General features: G+C 74.5%; 16 protein-coding genes. 8 read left to right on the plus strand and 8 right to left on the minus strand.

The window, feature by feature from the left end; translation table 11 throughout:
* Positions 1-109: 109 nt before the first annotated feature.
* Complete coding sequence (locus tag ACZ7HQ_RS40295) at positions 110-607, minus strand: hypothetical protein (RefSeq protein WP_471001117.1); 498 nt, start codon at positions 605-607, stop codon at positions 110-112.
* 154 nt (positions 608-761) lie between these two features.
* On the opposite strand from ACZ7HQ_RS40295, the gene ACZ7HQ_RS40300 reads away from it, so the two are divergent.
* Entirely contained in the window at positions 762-1,925 is a 1,164-nt protein-coding gene (locus tag ACZ7HQ_RS40300; RefSeq protein ID WP_471001120.1) for a PP2C family protein-serine/threonine phosphatase, read from the plus strand.
* Positions 1,926-2,014: 89 nt separating this feature from the next.
* Positions 2,015-3,178 carry a hypothetical protein gene (locus ACZ7HQ_RS40305; RefSeq protein ID WP_471001123.1) on the plus strand — a complete coding sequence of 388 codons (1,164 nt, stop codon included), beginning with the start codon at positions 2,015-2,017 and terminating at the stop codon, positions 3,176-3,178.
* Between the two features lie 27 nt (positions 3,179-3,205).
* Here ACZ7HQ_RS40305 and ACZ7HQ_RS40310 read toward each other — a convergent pair whose 3' ends face one another.
* Positions 3,206-4,582 carry a M20/M25/M40 family metallo-hydrolase gene (locus ACZ7HQ_RS40310; protein WP_471001126.1) on the minus strand — a complete coding sequence of 459 codons (1,377 nt, stop codon included), beginning with the start codon at positions 4,580-4,582 and terminating at the stop codon, positions 3,206-3,208.
* A 212-nt stretch (positions 4,583-4,794) separates the two neighbouring features.
* On the minus strand, positions 4,795-4,959 hold the full coding sequence (locus ACZ7HQ_RS40315; RefSeq protein ID WP_471001129.1) for a hypothetical protein: 165 nt from the start codon (positions 4,957-4,959) through the stop codon (positions 4,795-4,797).
* Between the two features lie 111 nt (positions 4,960-5,070).
* Here ACZ7HQ_RS40315 and ACZ7HQ_RS40320 point away from each other — a divergent pair, with 111 nt between their 5' ends.
* Entirely contained in the window at positions 5,071-6,414 is a 1,344-nt protein-coding gene (locus tag ACZ7HQ_RS40320; protein ID WP_471001132.1) for a helix-turn-helix domain-containing protein, read from the plus strand.
* Between the two features lie 21 nt (positions 6,415-6,435).
* On the opposite strand, the gene ACZ7HQ_RS40325 is transcribed toward ACZ7HQ_RS40320, so the two are convergent.
* The 3 genes from ACZ7HQ_RS40325 to ACZ7HQ_RS40335 are packed head-to-tail and all read right to left on the minus strand — an operon-like array spanning position 6,436 to position 9,151.
* Positions 6,436-8,025 carry a transglycosylase domain-containing protein gene (locus tag ACZ7HQ_RS40325; RefSeq protein ID WP_471001135.1) on the minus strand — a complete coding sequence of 530 codons (1,590 nt, stop codon included), beginning with the start codon at positions 8,023-8,025 and terminating at the stop codon, positions 6,436-6,438.
* On the minus strand, positions 8,022-8,696 hold the full coding sequence (locus ACZ7HQ_RS40330; protein ID WP_471001138.1) for a hypothetical protein: 675 nt from the start codon (positions 8,694-8,696) through the stop codon (positions 8,022-8,024). The genes ACZ7HQ_RS40325 and ACZ7HQ_RS40330 overlap by 4 nt, the downstream gene beginning before the upstream one ends.
* On the minus strand, positions 8,693-9,151 hold the full coding sequence (locus ACZ7HQ_RS40335; RefSeq protein WP_471001141.1) for a sigma factor-like helix-turn-helix DNA-binding protein: 459 nt from the start codon (positions 9,149-9,151) through the stop codon (positions 8,693-8,695). The genes ACZ7HQ_RS40330 and ACZ7HQ_RS40335 overlap by 4 nt, the downstream gene beginning before the upstream one ends.
* A gap of 114 nt (positions 9,152-9,265) precedes the next feature.
* Here ACZ7HQ_RS40335 and ACZ7HQ_RS40340 point away from each other — a divergent pair, with 114 nt between their 5' ends.
* Together ACZ7HQ_RS40340 and ACZ7HQ_RS40345 are read left to right on the plus strand one after the other, a co-directional pair.
* Positions 9,266-9,769 carry a SigE family RNA polymerase sigma factor gene (locus tag ACZ7HQ_RS40340; RefSeq protein WP_471001144.1) on the plus strand — a complete coding sequence of 168 codons (504 nt, stop codon included), beginning with the start codon at positions 9,266-9,268 and terminating at the stop codon, positions 9,767-9,769.
* Positions 9,759-10,499 (plus strand): L,D-transpeptidase, encoded by a 741-nt coding sequence (locus tag ACZ7HQ_RS40345; protein WP_471001147.1) that lies wholly within the window; start codon positions 9,759-9,761, stop codon positions 10,497-10,499. Before ACZ7HQ_RS40340 ends, ACZ7HQ_RS40345 begins: the two co-directional genes overlap by 11 nt.
* Positions 10,500-10,502: 3 nt before the next feature.
* Here ACZ7HQ_RS40345 and ACZ7HQ_RS40350 read toward each other — a convergent pair whose 3' ends face one another.
* Complete coding sequence (locus ACZ7HQ_RS40350) at positions 10,503-11,285, minus strand: hypothetical protein (protein ID WP_471001150.1); 783 nt, start codon at positions 11,283-11,285, stop codon at positions 10,503-10,505.
* 318 nt (positions 11,286-11,603) lie between these two features.
* Here ACZ7HQ_RS40350 and thrS point away from each other — a divergent pair, with 318 nt between their 5' ends.
* From thrS to ACZ7HQ_RS40365, 3 genes are all read left to right on the plus strand, one after another.
* Positions 11,604-12,839, plus strand: a complete 1,236-nt coding sequence (thrS, locus tag ACZ7HQ_RS40355; RefSeq protein WP_471001153.1) for a threonine--tRNA ligase — start codon at positions 11,604-11,606, stop codon at positions 12,837-12,839.
* Positions 12,840-12,886: 47 nt separating this feature from the next.
* Positions 12,887-13,855, plus strand: a complete 969-nt coding sequence (locus tag ACZ7HQ_RS40360; RefSeq protein WP_471001156.1) for a nucleoside hydrolase — start codon at positions 12,887-12,889, stop codon at positions 13,853-13,855.
* A gap of 94 nt (positions 13,856-13,949) precedes the next feature.
* Entirely contained in the window at positions 13,950-15,596 is a 1,647-nt protein-coding gene (locus ACZ7HQ_RS40365) for a glycoside hydrolase family 13 protein (RefSeq protein WP_471001159.1), read from the plus strand.
* Here ACZ7HQ_RS40365 and ACZ7HQ_RS40370 read toward each other — a convergent pair.
* Positions 15,593-16,303 carry a DUF4142 domain-containing protein gene (locus ACZ7HQ_RS40370; protein WP_471001238.1) on the minus strand — a complete coding sequence of 237 codons (711 nt, stop codon included), beginning with the start codon at positions 16,301-16,303 and terminating at the stop codon, positions 15,593-15,595. The genes ACZ7HQ_RS40365 and ACZ7HQ_RS40370 overlap by 4 nt on opposite strands.
* Between the last annotated feature and the right edge of the window lie 162 nt (positions 16,304-16,465).

Genomic DNA, 16,465 nt, shown 5'->3' on the forward strand with positions numbered 1-16,465 from the left:
GGGGGAAGCGGGAGGGGGGGGGGGGGGGGGGGGGGGGGGAAGGGGGGGGCCCCCCCCCCCCCCCCCCCTCCCCCCCTCCCCCCCCCACTCCCCGTCGCGGTCCGCGCGTTCAGCGGACGCGGTGCCCGAACGCGTCCTCGCGCGTGTAATAGCGGTAGAAGAACGTGGCGAAGGTGCAGCCCGCGACGATCAGCGACATCAGCACGGACCGCCAGACCGAGTGGCCCGTCTGGATGTAGAGGAAACCGAACGCGATGCCGGCGAACCCCGTCCACAGCAACGCGTGCACCTCCCGCGCCATCCGCGGCGCCAGCGTCAGCAGGGCCATGCACGCCACCGCGAACACCAGCGCGCTGATCCACCCGATCAGCAGGTTCCCGCCGGTGATGCCGCCGCCCTGGCGGGCGTCGGCCGCGACCCAGTAGCCGTAGACGAGGCCCAGGACGACCGGGACGGCGATGTGGGCGACGCGATGGGTGCGCGCGTCGAAGACGTCGGGCGGACGGGTGCGCCCCTCGGACGTCCTGGCCCCGATCGCCCGCCTGTCGCCGGTGCGGGGCGTGCCGGGGCGGGGCATGCCGCCGGGCGCGGGTGCCGCTTGAACCATGGGAGCACTCCTCTCTCTCCTCGCCCCCGCTCTCCAGAGCACACCTGGGGGCATGGCCTGGCAAGTCGGCCAGACCGGTGACGGGTGCCCGGATGCGGCCGTTTGTCTCCCGTGTTTCGCTGGGAGACGCCGAGAAACAGGAGGGCTGCCCGCCGTGACGGAGATCGAGTACGGCCGGCGGCGCAGACCGCTGCGCGTACGCGGCCGGAGCCTCGCCTGGGTGCCACCCCTGCTGCTGTTCGCCGGGATCGTGCTGCTGGACTTCAACACCACCGAACGCTTCCGGATCATCACCTGGATCGTGCTGGTCCCGGGCACGGCCGCCGCCATCTGCGGGGTGTGGACGACGGGCGCCTTCGCCGCGCTGGCCGTGGTGACGTACGTCGTCGTCGACAGCGCCTGGCCCGACCAGTACCAGGCCGGCCTCGGCGACTTCGTCCTGGTCGCCCTCGGCGGCCTGCTGGCCACCGTGGCCTGCGCCGTGCGGATCCGCAAGGAGAAGCAGACCCTGCACATCCAGGACATCGCCGAGACCATCCGTCGCACCGTGCTGCGCCCGCTGCCGCCGCGCTGGGGCGGCCTCGAGCACGCCGGGGTGTACCTGGCGGCCGATGTCGACGCCCGCGTCGGCGGGGACTTCTACGACATCCAGCCCGGCCCGCACGGCACCCGCCTCCTCGTCGGCGACGTGCAGGGCAAGGGGCTCGCGGCGGTGGAGACCGCCGCCGCGCTGCTCGGCACCTTCCGCGAGGCCGGCTACCACGAGAGCGACCTCGCGACCGTCGCCGAACGCCTGGAGACCCGGATGCTGCGGCACCGCTCGCACACCTGCGCGCTCGGCCGGGACGACGGCGACCGTTTCGCCACCGCGGTGCTGGTCGGCTTCCCCGAGGACACCCTCGACGCCGTCGAGATGGTCAACTTCGGTCACGAGGCCCCGCTCGCCGTCGGGCCGCGCGGAGTCCGCGCGCTGCCGAGCGGCGACGGGCTGCCGCTGGGCCTCGGCGACCTCGTGGAGAGCCCGCCGCCCGTGCGCCGGGTGCCGTTGGCGGCCGACGAGACCCTGCTGCTGGTCACCGACGGCGTGACCGAGGCCCGCGACCGCGCGGCCGGTTTCTATCCGCTGGCCCGGGACATCGCCCGCGCCCTCGCCGCCGACGAGCACGCCGCCGAGCCCCGGCGCCTGGTCCGCCGGGTCCGCGACGGTGTGCTCCGGCACAGCGGTGGCCGGCTGGGCGACGACACCACGGTGTTCGCCGTACGGCGGATACCGCAGGCGGGGCGCGAAGACCCCGAACTGGGACGTTTGCGGTTCTGAGACGCGGGTTCGCAGCCGCAGCGGTTACGGTGCTGGCTGGAGAGCCGATCAGGGTGATCAGGGCCGACAGGGGCGACAGGGGAGGACCGATGCCGGGAACCGTGCTGCTGCTCGCGGCCTCGCCGGTGGGCCGGGGGCGCCTGGTGGACGCGGCCGGTGTGCTGCCGGTGCTGGCCGCCGTGGCCCCCGCCGTGCTGTCCGGTACCGACACCGCCAACGTGGTGGAACTCGCCGACCCGCTCGAACCACAGGCCGTGCTGACCCGCTTGCGCGCCGCCGCGGCCGCGCCCGGGCCGCTGACCGTGTACATCGCGGGGCAGCTCCAGCTGGACCGCCGGCAACGGCTGCCGCATCTCGCGCTGGCCCGCACCACGCCGGCCACGGTCCGCTACACCGGGCTGCCCTGGCACTGGGTACGGGAGGAGTTGCGGCTGCGCTCCGCCGCGGACACGGCGCTCGTGGTGGACCTGCACGCGGAGGGCGAGGCCTGGCGGTACGTCGCCGAGCGCGGGCTGGACTGCGGGCCCAACAGCGCCGTCTACGGTCGTGTGGCGGCGGCGGGCGGACGGCGGGGGGTGGCCGAGCCGGCGTACATGAAGGCGGTGGCGACGCTGCTGAGGAGCGGGTACCGGCCACCGCTTCCCGCGCTGCACGAGCAGGCGTCGGCCCGGATCGCGGAGTCGAGTGCCGGGCGTGACCTGGTGCTGGCGCTGCCCGGGGGCTTTGCCGCCAGACCCCCGTTCTCCGCCCCCAGACCCCCGTTCGCCCACCCGCCCGCCACCCCTCTCGCGCGCAGGGAAAGCCGGGCCGACACCCCGCCCGGCACTGCCCAGGACCCCCACACCGCCATCAGTACCGCCGTTCGGGCCGGGCGGCACGGGGATGCCGACGGGCTGGCCGGCCGGTGGGAGCAGCTTGCCGTGGATGCTCATGGTCCCGCCTCCGACGAGGCCCTGCACTGGGCCGAAGTCCGCGCCGATCTCGCGATGTTCGCGGGGGATCCGGTGCGCAGCTGCCGGGCCTGGCTGGCCGTCGCGCAGACCCGGCTGAGCGCGGGACAGGCGGCGGACTCCCCTGCCGTGGAGGCGGCCGTGGACCGGGCCCACCATCAGTGGGGGCGTATCAAGGACCCGGCTCCGGCACGTGAACTCGGGCCCGCGCTCGCCGAGTTGCGGCTGCGCGTGCCGGGCCGCCGCCAGGGCGCGCTGGAGAACGTACGGCGGCAGCTGCGGCAGTTGCAGGCGGCTCCGTAGCCGCCTGGCGCCGCTGAACTTCCTTGCTCATGCCGCCGGCAGCATGGCCAGGGCCCCGGAGACGAGCGTGCGGACGCCCGGGGCGATGGTGGCCGGGTCGGGTGCGAAGTGCGGGCTGTGGTTGCTCGGTACGGCCGCGAACTTCTCCGGCACGGTGTCACCGGGGGCCTGCTCCCACACCTCGGCGGGGGTGGTGGTGACGAACCAGTACGCGTACGGGATCGAGCCGAGCGCCAGCTCGGGGAAGTCCTCGCTGCCCATCGCCGGGCCCGGGTCGAACACCGTGCCCGCGCCGAAGACCTCCCCGTGCACGGCGGCCACCGCGGCGTCGGTGGCCGCGTCGTTCACGGTGACCGGGAAGGTGTTGCCGACGGTCACCTCCGGCTCGCGCGGGCAGCCGGCGGCCAGGCACTCGCCGAGCGCGATGCGCCGGATCGCGGCCAGCATCCGCTGCCGTACCCCTTCGGACTGGCTGCGCAGGTTCAGCGAGACGCGCGCCTCGGACGGGATGATGTTGTGCCGGGTGCCGGCCTCGATCCGGCCCACCGTCAGCACCGCGGACTCGCCCGCCGCCAGTTCCCGCGACACCACCGTCTGCAGCCGGGTGACCAGGTAGGCGGCCGTCACCACCGGGTCCACGGTCGCCTCCGGGCGCGAGCCGTGGCCGCCGCGGCCGTGCACCACGATGTCGACGTCCGTGGACGCCGACATGATCAGGCCCGGGGCGTGCGGATACAGGCCCGCCGGGCCGGGAGCGGGGGGGTGTTTCAGCAGGACACCCGGGTGGGCGAAACCCCCCCGCCCGCCCCCCCCACCCGCGGTGTCGCATTTTTGGGACACAACACGAGCCATTGACGGGCGGGGAGGCCACGGACCCCTGGTGCGGGACGCGGTCCCCCCCCCGACCCCCCCCCCGGGGCGGCCGAACCGCTCGTACAGCCCGTCCGCGACCATGCGCGCCGCGCCCTGCCCGGTCTCCTCGGCCGGCTGGCCCACCACCAGCAGGGTGCCCCGCCAGGTCTCCCGTCCGGCGGCCAGCGCCGCTGCGGCACCGGTGAGCCAGGTGACGTGCAGATCGTGCCCGCAGGCGTGCATCGCCCCGTCCGTCCGGGAGGCGTACGGCAGCCCGGTCGCCTCCTGGACCGGCAGCGCGTCCATGTCGGCGCGCAGCAGCACGGTCGGGCCGTCCCCGTTGCGCAGCCGGCCCACGACGCCGGTGCCGCCGACGCCCTCGGTCGTCTCGTACCCGGCCCGCTTCAGCCGTTCGGCGAGCTTGCCGGCGGTGCGGTGTTCGCGGAGGGAGAGTTCGGGGTGGCGGTGCAGATCGCGGTAGAGGTCCTCCAGGTCCGTCACCGGGAGGTCGGAGGTCAGGTCCAGGGCGGTGCGGGCGGCGGTGGAGATCATGGGGGAAGGCTAGGCACCACCTCGCCGAAACGTAACGGCACACACGTTCGAGTGAACTTCCGAGTCGCCGCGTGGCTTCCCCGCTTACGCTGGGAGCGTCGTGCTGAGCGAAGGAGGTCTGCCATGGCGACGGCTGGGGCCGAGCCGGCCTGACCGTCCCGCTCCCCGTCCCCTTGGGCTTCGGCCCGGACACCGCCGGGTTCTGAGTCCGGTCAGTGGTGCGCGTGCTGGGCCGCCGCCGGTGCGGGAGCGGTGACCGCCGCCCGGGCCGGGCCCGCGTTCGCCGCCGTGATCAGGGCTGCCACGGCGATCACGGCCGCGGCCACCGCCCTGCGTGCGGTGGGGGTTCCGTAGGGTGCGGATGTGCGTCCGAACACGGTGACCTCGCAACACGACAGTGGCGTATTAAACAGGTTTAACTCGCTGTTTAACCTAGGGGCTGTACAACCCGAACGGCAAGGGGTGGCCGGGGAGTTGGGGGACGGGGAATGCTGGAGCGGGACGATCCGCAGGTCATCGGGCGGCGCGTGCAGCGGCTGCGCACCGAGCGCGGGCTGACCCAGCGGCAGCTGGCGGAGCCCGCCTACACGCCCGCCTACATCTCCACCCTGGAGGCGGGCCGGGTGCGCGCCTCCGACGAGGCGTTGCGGCACATCGCCGGCCGGCTCGGCGTGGCCTTCGAGGAACTGGCCGCCGGCAGGCCGACCCACCTCGCCACCGACCTCCGGATGCGGCTCACCGAGGCCCAGCGGGTCCTCGCCGACGGCAGGGCCGAGGAGGCCGCCGTCCAGTACGCGGCGCTGCGCGCGGAGGCGGAGGGGCACGGGCTCGGCCGCGAACAGGCCACCGCGCTGCTTGGCCTTGGCGAATGCGCGCTGGAGACGGGCGAGTTGGCGGGAGCGCGGGAGTTCTTCGAACGCGCCGAGGAGCGCCTCGCGGACCAGTCGCTCCCGGTGCGCGTGCCGGCCCTCCGCGGCCGCGCGGTCGCGCACTACCTCGCCGGTGAACTGCGGTACGCCGTCTACCTCCTGGAGTCCACCCTCGACGAACTGAACCGCGGCGGACTGCACGACCCCGACGCCCTGCTCCTGCTCTACGCCAGCGTCATCGGCCCCTACATGGACATGGGCGCGCACGCCCGCGCCGCGCAGGCCGCCGAGTTCGCCCTCGCGCTCGCGCCGCGGGCCGCCGACCCCGCGCTGATCGCCCGGATGCACCGTTCGGTGGCGCGCACGCTCATCGCCGAGGGCCGGGTCGCCGAGGCAGACGCCTCCCTCGCCAAGGCAGCGGAGCTGTACGGCCAGCTGCGTCTGCGCACCGAACTGGCGAACTGCCACTGGATGCGCGGCTACGTCCGCGCGCAGAACGGCGAACTGGAGCTCGCCGAGGCCGAGTTGCGGCAGGCGCACACCATGCTCGCGCGCAGCAGGGCCGCCCTCTACCGCAGCCAGGCCGCCGTCGAACTGGCCGACGTGCTGCACCGCCGCGGCAAGTCCGCCGAGGCCGCCGACCTCCTCCGGGGCGTCCTCGGCGACTTCTCCTCCGAACGCGGCGCGGTGCACGCCGCCGCGGCCCACCGCCTGCTCGGCATCATCGCCGAGGACGCCCGGGACACCGAGGCCGCCGAGGAGCACTACGTCCGCGCGCTCAGCCTGCTGGAACGCGCCGGTGCCGCGGGCGACCTGGCCGACCTGTGCCGTCTCCTCGGCGATCTGCTGCGCCGCACGGGCCGTATCGACGCGGCCCTGGACGCCTACCGCACCGGCCTCGGCCACCGCACCACCCCGGGCACCACCACCCTGGGCCCGGCCCCGGCACAGCCGCCGTTGTGACCCGTGGCGCAACGCCGACCCTCACCCCCGCACCGGGGCCGCCGCCGCGGCCCCGAAGACGTCCGACCGGACCCCGGCCGCCAGATCGCCGGCCGAAGCCGGCAGGTGGGCCGGTCTGGCCGGGTGGCCCTTGGCGGCCGGGTGCTCGGCGAACAGGGCGGTGGTCAGGGAGAGCAGGGGCGTGTACGCCGACTGCCACAGGGTCCGGGTGCCGGGGCCCGTGCCCGCCCCGCCGGTGAACGTCGGCAGGGGACGCGCGGCGGCGTAGTGCGCCGTGGTCACGGCCGTGCCGGGGTCCATGACCCGGTGGTGGTCCGGGTGGGCCGTGTAGAGGGTGCGGCCGCCCCGGGTGATCCGCTGCACCATGTACGGCGTGGCGTAGACCCCGTGCGCCGCCGTCGACGCGTACGCCGCGGCCACGGTCAGTGGTGTCGGCGCCGGGGTGCCCGCCAGCCCGGCCAGCGGGGCGCCGAGCCGCACCCCGCCGAACGGGCGCAGGGCCGTGCCGGCCTCCACCGCGCCGGACAGGGCATCGTTGAAGGGCTGGTGGGCGTAGTCCGTACCGCCGTACAGGACACGGACGGCTCCGTCGCCGGGGACCGTGGCGATCACGGCGGCGTGCAGCCGGGTGTCCTTCGGCAGGCCCATGGCCCCCGTGCGTTCGCGGACGCGTTCCGAGACCGCGTACTGCGTGCTCAGGTCGAAGGTCGTGCGGATCGTGTAGCCGCCGCGTGCCAGCTGGTCCTGCGAGATGCCCAGGCGGCGGGCGGCCTCCGTGGCGGCCGCGTCGATCAGGTACTGGCGCTGGCCGTCCGTGTCGCCGGGCGGGTAGAAGCGGAAGGCCGGGAAGGCGGCCGAGGAGCGCTGCGCGGCCGTGATGCCGCCGGAGGAACGCATCGCGTCCAGGACCCAGCGCCAGCGCTTCTGGAGGGTCGCGGTGACCTTCGCGTCCGAGCCCGCCCGCTCGTAGTACGTCGGCCGGTTGATGACGGCCGCGAGCGCCGCGCCCTGCGACACCGTGAGCCGGTGGGCGTCCACGCCGAAGTAGTTCCGCGCGGCCGACTCGATGCCCGCCGCGCCGCGCCCGAAGTACACGGTGTTGAGGTAGCCCTCCAGGATCGCGTCCTTGGAGCGGGTGCGGTCCAGCTTGACGGCGATCAGCGCCTCGCGGGCCTTGCGGGTCAGCGACTGCTCGGGGCTGAGCAGGGCGTTCTTCACATACTGCTGGGTGATCGTCGAGCCGCCCTGGCGTTCCCCGCCGGACAGCGTGGACAGCGCCGCGCGGACGATCGCACTGGGCGAGACACCCGAGTCCGTGCGGAAGGAACGATTCTCCGCCGCGATCACCGCCTCCTGGACATGCCGGGGCACCTGCCGGAGGGCCACGTCCTGCCGGTCCACCGGCCCGCGCCGGCCCAGGTACTCCCCCTCCGCGTCCAGGAAGACCGTGCTCTGGCTCACCGTCTCCGGGTGCGGGGCGGGTACGGCCGTCAGCAGGTACGCCACCCAGACCGTGCCGACGAGCGCGAGGACCAGGGCGAGCAGCCCGGCCAGGATGCGCCGGACCCAGCGGCCCCGGCGGCGGCGCAGATGCACGAGAAGACGCTTCACGAGCCCACCCCGCCCCGCGCCAGGACCCTGCCGTCCGCGTCGTACACCGTGACCCGGGTGACCAGCGGCGTCCGCTTGTCCCGGGGGACGACGAACGGCGCTGTCGCGTACCAGACGTCCCACCCGGGGGAGCCCGCCAGCGTGAGCACGGTCCCCCGGACACGGCCCGACGCCGTCTCCACCTCGACGCGGGCGGCCGCTCCGCCGCCGCGGTGGACGCCGGCCAGCAGCAGCCGCCCGTCCAGCACCTCCAGCCGGAGGGTGACCGTCGGCGTGTCCGAGGAGAGCCCCGCGACCGGCAGGACCTCGCCCCCGCCCTTCGGTGCCGACCAGTGCGCCCCGTCCTTCGTCAGCCACAACTCCGCCCCGGACAGCGGCCGTACGCGCTCGCCGGCCGCCACCACCCGCACGGCCCCGGCCGGCCCGGTCCCGGCGGACGTCGCGGACCCGGGCGAGGACCGGCCCGCCAGCCGCAGGCCGGCGTAGCCGAGCGGACCCAGCACCAGCAGACAGCCGGCCAGCAGCGCCGTGATCCGGCGCCGGCGGCGCCGCGCCCGGCCCTCGCGCTCGATGGCCGCGAGCGGCACGGGCGTGCGGGGCGCCGCGTCGCGGACGGAGGCGAAGGCGTCGCTCAACTCGCCGTGCGGTGCGATGGGCTGGCCCCGTTTCATGCGGCCCCCAGGGCCTTCAGGCCCCGTCGTTCGTACCACTTCACCGCTCCGACCGACCAGCCGAGCGTCTCGGCGACCTCCAGCCGGCCCACGTCCTCTCCCAGCCGCAGGACCAGCACCACCCGCTGGCGGGCGGGCAGGGCGGCGAGGGAGCGGGCGAGCGGGACGCCCGGGCCGGGCCGGGTGCCACGCGGCCGTCGGCGCAGGGGGCCGCGCAGGTGGCGGCGCACCAGCAGCCGTCGTACGTAGAAGTCGGCGTCGTTGCCCGGGATGCGCCGCCAGCGGGCGTACGCGTCGGACAGGGCGGCGCGCGCCAGGGCGTCGGCCTCGGCCGGGTCGCCGGTCAGCAGCTGGGCCGTGCGCAGCAGACGCGGCCAGGCCACGGCGGCATAGCCGCCGAACTCGGGCCGGCGGCCGGAACGGTGGGTGCGACGGCGGCTGGCTCTGGTCGTCATCGGTTCCCCTTGCGATGTGCTTCCATGTGCGGCGTACGGGACCTGTACGCACCGCGAAGCGGTCCGGGTTGCACGGTGGTTCGGGGAAGTTGGGGCACCAATGGCGGGGGCGGCATGACCGAGGACGAGTTCGACGCGTTCTACGCCGCCGCGTTCCCCCGGCTGACCGGCCAGCTCTACGCCTTCACCGGGGATCACGGCGAGGCGCAGGACGTCGTGCAGGAGGCCTTCGTACGGGCCTGGGACCGGCGGCGCGACTTCCTCGCCGACGGGGCGCCCGAGGCATGGGTCAGGACCGTCGCGATGCGACTCGCCGTCAGCCGGTGGCGACGGGCCCGGCGGTGGCTGGAACTGGTGCGGCGCACCCCGCCGCCGGAGTACGTCCCCGGCCCCGACCCCGAGCACGCCGCGCTCGTCAGCGCGCTGCGCACACTGCCCGAGGCCCAGCGCAGGGCCGTCGTCCTGCACCATCTGTGCGACCTGAGCGTGGAGCAAGTAGCCTCGGAAACCGGGGCCCCGGTGGGGACCGTCAAGGCCCGCCTGTCCCGTGGCCGCGCGGCACTGGCGCGGGTGCTGGCCCCGGGCGAGGGGGAGAGGGAGGGCGACCGTGTCGGATGACCGCGGCTACGACGCCGGCCGCGACGGCACCGGCCACCCGGCCGGACTGTCCGGTGCCCTGCACACGGTGGCCGGAAGACACCAGTTGTCACCGCCCGTCCCGGGCGCGGAGATCCGCCGCCTCGCCGTACGACGAGGCCGTCGCCGGCGTACGGCCGTCGCACTCGCCGGGGTCGCGACCGCGGCGGCCGTCGCCTTCACGCTGACCGCCGGCCTGGGCCACGACTCCGGATCCGGCGACCGCACCACCCCGGCCACCGGCCCCCGCCCGCGCTCCGAGCCGGCCCCCGCCACGAGCGCGGCCGCCGCCGACGCCGTCGTCGACCTCACCACGATGTCGATGCGTGTCGACGGCCGCATCCTGCCGGTCGCGCCCGGCGTGCCGGACCGGCCCACGCCCACCGGCCGGTTCACGGTCGCCGGCAAGTTCCCGGTCCGTGTGCTGAGGACGCCGGAGGGCCCCAGCAGCGGCGGCGGTGGCAGCGGCGGGGCGGAGCTGAAGGTTCCGTGGGCGATCGAACTGGTCTCCGCCGACACGCACGAGGTCACCTTCGTCATGGCCCTCACCTACGAGCCGAAGGCGCCCGGCAACTACGCCGCGACCAGCGGCTGGATCGGCCTGCGCGCGGCCGACGCGAAGTGGCTGTACGCGCGGCTGGACAAAGGGGCGGTGGTGCTGGTGACGGGGCGGAGACCGCCCGCCACTCCCTCCGCGTCGGCACCGTCCTAGCACTCACACCTGCGCATGACCCTGTCTGCGGACGTCCGCCAGGCGCAGCGCGCCGACCTGGACGGCGGCCTGGGTCGCGTCGTTCGGTACGTCGCCGAGGCCGCCGTTGGTGAGGGTGAACGCGTCCTCGCCGACCCGGACGGCGGCCACGTCCAGTGTGAGCCGGGCCTCCTGCCCGTCGGACGTCATGGCGGCGACGCTGACCCGCAGGCCCTGGCGGGCGTCCCCGATCTCCGGCAGCGGGGCGTCGGTGACCTGGACGTCCTCGACGGTCCCGAGTTCCGTGGTGGCCGTGAACCGCGCGCACCGGGCCGGCATCGTCGCGAGCCATTGCAGGGCCGCGTCGACGTCGGAGGGTCGGCGGGCGGCGATCTGGTAGCGGATCTGGGCGTCGGTGTCGGTGTCGTCCAGGCCGATGGCGGCCCGGGCGGGGCCGCCGAGGAGTTCGTCGGCGTAGAGGGCGTCCAGCAGCGGCTGGCAGTCGCCGGCCTCGGTGGTGGCCTTCAGCAGCGCGTCCCGCCAGGTGGCCGCACCGCTGGTCGGCGCCCAGGGGGCGCCGAGGTCGGTGTCGGTGATGAGCGCGGCCTGTGCCTGCTCGTCGGTGAGCGTGGAGCCGTCGGCCCGCGCGGACGGCTTCGGGGCCGGGGCCTGCTTGTCGACCGTCGGGAGGGGCTGGGGCGCGGTCGCCGGCTGCTTCAGAGCGAGGGCCGCGCAGCCGCCCAGGGCGAGGAGACCGGCGACGGTGAGCCAGAACGGCAGGCCGCGGGGGCGTATCGCGTCGATCATGGAGAGGTGCCTCCTGGGCTGCGGGCCGGTGGGGTGCCTGCTCTCACGGCACCACCGCCCCGCCCGCCCCACCAGCGCTCCGGTCCGTCCGGGTGAGCGGCCGGCTCGGCTGCCCACCGGAAACGGCTCGACCTGTGGCTCCCCGGGCTGCTACGGTCGGCCGTATGCAGCGCGCCCAGCAGTGCCCGAAGAGCACGACGACGCCGGAGACCGTCCCGGCGCGCTGACACCTGACCAGCATCGAAGCCCCGGGGCGAACGCCCCGGGGCTTCTGGCGTGCCACGCGGGTGTTCGCCTCTTCCACCGAGGAGGAACCCCATGAACGAGCTGCTGCCCGACCACCGCCGTCTCGGCCGGGAACTGGACCTGTTCGACACCGACCCGCTGATGGGGGCCGGCCTGCCGTACTGGCTGCCGGACGGCGCGGTCGTACGGCACACCCTGGAGGAGTACGTCCGCGAGGCCGAACGCCGCGCCGGGTACCGGCACGTGTACTCGCCCGTGCTCGGCAAGCGGGAGCTGTACGAGATCTCCGGGCACTGGGACCACTACAGCGACGACATGTACCCGCCGATGAGGCTGGGCGCCGACGAGTCCGAAGAGGTGGTGCTGCGTCCGAGCCTGTGCCCCCACCACGCCCTGATCTACCGCTCCCGCTCCCACAGCTACCGTGAACTGCCGTACCGGATCGCCGAGCTGGGCGGCATGCACCGCGCCGAGCGCTCCGGTGTGCTCGGCGGTCTGACCCGGGTGCGGGCCATCCAGCTCAACGACGCGCACATCTTCTGCACCCTGGAGCAGGCGGTCCAGGAGGCCCGCGGCGCGCTGGAGCTGATCGCCCGCGCCTACGCCGACCTCGGCATCGAGGCCGTACGCCACCGCCTGTCGCTGCCCGGCGAGGGCGGCAAGTACGTCGCCGACCCGGAGCTGTGGCGGCGGGCCACCGATCTGCTGCGGGAGGTGCTGGACGCGTCCGGTCTGGTCTACGAGGAGGCGGAGGGCGAGGCCGCCTTCTACGGGCCGAAGATCGACGTACAGATCGCCGACCCGGCCGGCCGCGAGTCCACCCTGTCCACCGTGCAGATCGACTTCCACCAGCCGGCCCGCTTCGACCTGCACTACATCGGTCCCGACGGTGCGAAACACCGCCCGGTGATGGTGCACCGCAGCGTCATCGGCAGCGTCGAGCGGGCCGTCGCCCACCTCGTCGAGGCGCACGCCGGCGCCTTCCCGGCCTGGCTGGCCCCCATCCAGCTGGTGGTGCTGCCGGTCGGGCAGGAGCAGGAGGAGAGGGCGGCGGCGGTCGTACGCGAGGCCCGGGAGCTGGGTCTGCGGGCCGAGTTCGCCGGTCCCGCCGAGGGCACCCTGGGAGCCCGGATCCGCGCCGCACGCCTGGTGCCCTACCAGGCGGTGATCGGCGCCCGGGAGGCCGAGGCGGGGCTGGCCGCCGTACGCCTGCGTGACGGGCGCCGCCCCGGCGGGCTGCCGGTGCCGGACCTGCTGGCCCGGATCGCCGCCCGGGTGGCCGTGCGCGGCACCGCGCTGTGGGACTGACCGGACAGACCTAGGGTTTGAGGGTCGGTACGACGAAGGAGTCCGCTGTGACCGGTCAGCCCATCCCCGTGATCATCGACTGTGACACCGGCGTCGACGACGCCCTGGCCCTGCTGCTCGCCGTGCGCCACCCCGGCCTCGACCTGCGCGCGGTGACCTGCGTCGCCGGGAACACGGACGTCGACGGCGTGGTGCGCAACACCCTGACCGTGCTGGAGCAGGCGGGCGCCCCGGACATCCCGGTGGGCCGGGGCGCCGAGCGCCCGCTGATCGAGCCCGCCCGCTCGGCCCGGCACGTGCACGGCGCGGACGGCATGGGCGACCTGGGCCTGCCCGCGCCGGAACGCGGCGCGTCCGAGCTGGACGCGGTAGCCCTCCTGCGCCGCGAGATCCTGGCGTCCCCGCGCCCGGTCACCCTCATCCCCACCGCACCGCTCACCAACATCGCCCTGCTGCTGCGCACCCACCCGGAGGTGACCCGCAACATCGAGCGGATCGTCTTCATGGGCGGCGCGGTGTCCGTCGGGAACGCCACACCGGTCGCGGAGTTCAACGTCTGGCACGACCCGGAGGCGGCGGCGATCCTGCTCACGGCCGGGGTGCCGATCACCATGTACGGCCTGGACGTCTTCATGCAGGTGGTCGTGGACGCCCCGGACGTCCACCGGCTGCGTAGGAGCGGCGATCCCGGTACCCGGCTGGCCGGTGAACTCCTCGCGCACCGGCCGACCACGCAGGGCGAGGCCCCGGAGGCGGAGGAGGCGGGCGGCCTCGGTGACGCGGGCGCGGTGTGCGTGGTCGCCGACCCGGCCGGTATCACCACCCGGCTCCTGCCCGTCGAGGTCTGCCTGGCCCCCGGCCCGGGGCGGGGGCAGACGATCGTCGACCGCCGCCCCCGCCCCGGCGAGTCCGAGATCCACGAGGGAAGGCGCCAACAGGCCCTCGTGGACGTGGCCTTGCAGGTCGACGTGGACCGTTACGTGAAGCTGTACCTGGAGACGGTGGAACGGCCGTGAGTCCGTGGACGAACCCCGCCGCCTCCTGATGAAGGTTCCCTTTCCGGGCAATGTGGACAGATTTCCACTGTCGTCCTTCCCGAAGGGATCCCGTATGGCAGACCTCTCGTCCAAGAACCCCGACTGGTGGCGCCAGGCCGTCATCTACCAGGTCTACCCCCGCAGCTTCGCCGACGCGGACGGCGACGGCCTCGGTGATCTGCGCGGCGTCACCCAGCGCCTGGACCACGTCGCCGCCCTCGGCGCCGACGCCCTGTGGCTGAGCCCCTTCTACCCCTCGGAACTGGCCGACGGCGGCTACGACGTCGCCGACCACCGGGACGTCGACCCCCGCCTCGGCACCCTGGACGACTTCGACGCCCTGGTCGAGGAGGCCCACCGGGCCGGCCTGAAGGTCGTCGTCGACCTCGTCCCCAACCACACCTCGCACCTGCACCCGTGGTTCCAGGAGGCCCTGTGCTCCGCCCCCGCGTCCCCGGCCCGTGACCGGTACGTCTTCCGCCCCGGCCGGGGCGCGCACGGCGAACACCCGCCCACCGACTGGCAGTCCGTCTTCGGCGGCAGTGCCTGGCAGCGGACCTGGGACGGCGAGTGGTACCTCCACCTCTTCGCCCCGCAGCAGCCCGACCTCAACTGGGACAACGAGGAGGTCCGCGCCGACTTCCGCACCACCCTGCGCTTCTGGTGCGACCGGGGCGTCGACGGCTTCCGTGTCGACGTCGCCCACGGACTCGCCAAGGACCTCACCGAGCCGCTGCGGGACGTCGGGGACGTCGGCGCCACCGGCGAGACGGCCCTGCCCCTCGTCCCGCCGGGCAGCCACCCGTACTGGGACCGGGACGAGGTCCACGAGATCTACCGCGACTGGCGCAAGATCCTCGACGCCTACAGCCCGCCGCGCACCGCCGTCGCCGAGGCCTGGGTCCCCGGCACCCGCCGCGCCCTGTACGCGGGCCCGGACGAACTCGGCCAGGCCTTCAACTTCGAGTACCTGGAGACCCGCTGGGACGCGGAGGAGCTGCGCGAGGTCATCACCGGATCGCTGGCCACCGCCCGGGCCGCCGGCGCGTCCGCCACCTGGGTGCTGTCCAACCACGACGTCGTACGGCACGCCTCCCGGCTGATGCTGCCGCCGGGCACCGACCCGGCCGCCTGGCTGCTGTCCGGCGGCACCGCGCCCGCGATCGACACCGCGGCGGGCCTGCGCCGGGCCCGCGCCGCGACCCTCCTGATGCTGGCGCTGCCCGGCTCGTCGTACCTCTACCAGGGCGAGGAACTCGGGCTGCCCGAGGTCGCCGATCTGCCCGCCGAGGTCCTGCAGGACCCGATCTGGGAGCAGACCGGCCATGTCCGCAAGGGCCGGGACGGCTGCCGGGTGCCGCTGCCGTGGACGACGAGCGGACCGTCGTACGGCTTCGGGCGCGGCGGGGCCTGGCTGCCGCAGCCGGTGTCCTTCGCGTCGTACGCCGTCGAGGCGCAGACCGGGACGGAGGGCTCGACCCTGGAGCTGTACCGCACCGCCCTGCGTCTGCGCCGCAAGCTGGTGGAGGGCGAGCGGCTGACCTGGACGCCGGACGCCCCCGCCAAAGTCCTGGACTTCAGCCGCTCGGAGGCCTGGCGCTGCGTCACCAACCTCGGCGCGCAAGCGGTGCCGCTGCCCCCGGGGGAGGTGTTGCTGACCAGCACGCCGCTGCCCGGCACCCGGACCCTGCCCCCGGACACGACCGTCTGGCTGGCCTAGCCCACCGTCGGGCTCGGGCTCGCTCCCGAGCCGGTGATGCCGTTGATGTCGACGGGCGTGGACGTCGGGTTCGGCGGCGGAGTGAGGACCACCTCCGGCTGGCCCGGGGCCGGGGGTGGCGGGGTCAGGTCGGAGGCGGGCAGCTTCGGCGGGGTGGTCTGCTGGAACAGGGTCTGGTCGAAGTCGACCAGGCCCGTCTTCTCCATCACCGTCATGTGGTCCAGAACCGTGTTGTTCGCCTGGTCGGCGAGGGCGCGCACCAGCGAGTTCTTGGTGGTGGACCGGATCTTCGAGATGGTGTTGAAGATCGCGCCGTGCGTCATCCGCAGGATGTTGGCGAAGTCGCTGTCGAACTTCTTCCCGCTGTCCGCCTTCAGCTGGCTGACGAAGCCCTGCTGCTGTGGGCTGGCCAGGTCGGGCAGCGTGATGTTCAGCATCGGCGCGATCTTGCGGCAGGTGATGTCCAGCGCCGCGTGCCCGTCGACCAGGTGCTTGCTGGCCGTGATGACTCCCGGCGTGGTGCCCTTCTGCAGCCCCATCTGGCCCACCGGGTACTCCCACAGACCGGCCGCCCGCACCTTCACCACGAAGTCCCGGTCCTGCTCGGTGAGCGGACCCCACTGGGTGTTGGCGATGACGCGGTCCTGAGCGGCGGTGACCGTGTTCAGCCCGAGCATGCTCGGGTAGGCCAGGGCCACGAGGGTCATGGCCATCGCACCGCCCACGAAGAGAGTTCCCGTCGCGTTCCGCGAAAAGCGCACCGTGCCTCCTGCCCGGTCGGGGGTCCCGCCCGCGGTGACGGCGCGGGCGGTTCGGACGCACAGCAGTACGGATGCGGAAGCCGTTCGTATCGGTGCGGCGGGTAAAGA

It is taken from the genome of Streptomyces sp. NPDC037290 (genome assembly GCF_055603245.1).

Bases quoted from the DNA above. Each gene is read 5' to 3' on its own strand.
- ACZ7HQ_RS40295 (WP_471001117.1), bottom strand. From the start codon at position 607: ATGGTTCAAGCGGCACCCGCGCCCGGCGGCATGCCCCGCCCCGGCACG.
- ACZ7HQ_RS40305 (WP_471001123.1), top strand. From the start codon at position 2,015: ATGCCGGGAACCGTGCTGCTGCTCGCGGCCTCGCCGGTGGGCCGGGGG.
- ACZ7HQ_RS40310 (WP_471001126.1), bottom strand. From the start codon at position 4,582: ATGATCTCCACCGCCGCCCGCACCGCCCTGGACCTGACCTCCGACCTC.
- ACZ7HQ_RS40320 (WP_471001132.1), top strand. From the start codon at position 5,071: ATGCTGGAGCGGGACGATCCGCAGGTCATCGGGCGGCGCGTGCAGCGG.
- ACZ7HQ_RS40330 (WP_471001138.1), bottom strand. From the start codon at position 8,696: ATGAAACGGGGCCAGCCCATCGCACCGCACGGCGAGTTGAGCGACGCC.
- ACZ7HQ_RS40335 (WP_471001141.1), bottom strand. From the start codon at position 9,151: ATGACGACCAGAGCCAGCCGCCGTCGCACCCACCGTTCCGGCCGCCGG.
- ACZ7HQ_RS40340 (WP_471001144.1), top strand. From the start codon at position 9,266: ATGACCGAGGACGAGTTCGACGCGTTCTACGCCGCCGCGTTCCCCCGG.
- ACZ7HQ_RS40350 (WP_471001150.1), bottom strand. From the start codon at position 11,285: ATGATCGACGCGATACGCCCCCGCGGCCTGCCGTTCTGGCTCACCGTC.
- thrS (WP_471001153.1), top strand. From the start codon at position 11,604: ATGAACGAGCTGCTGCCCGACCACCGCCGTCTCGGCCGGGAACTGGAC.
- ACZ7HQ_RS40365 (WP_471001159.1), top strand. From the start codon at position 13,950: ATGGCAGACCTCTCGTCCAAGAACCCCGACTGGTGGCGCCAGGCCGTC.
- ACZ7HQ_RS40370 (WP_471001238.1), bottom strand. From the start codon at position 16,303: ATGACCCTCGTGGCCCTGGCCTACCCGAGCATGCTCGGGCTGAACACG.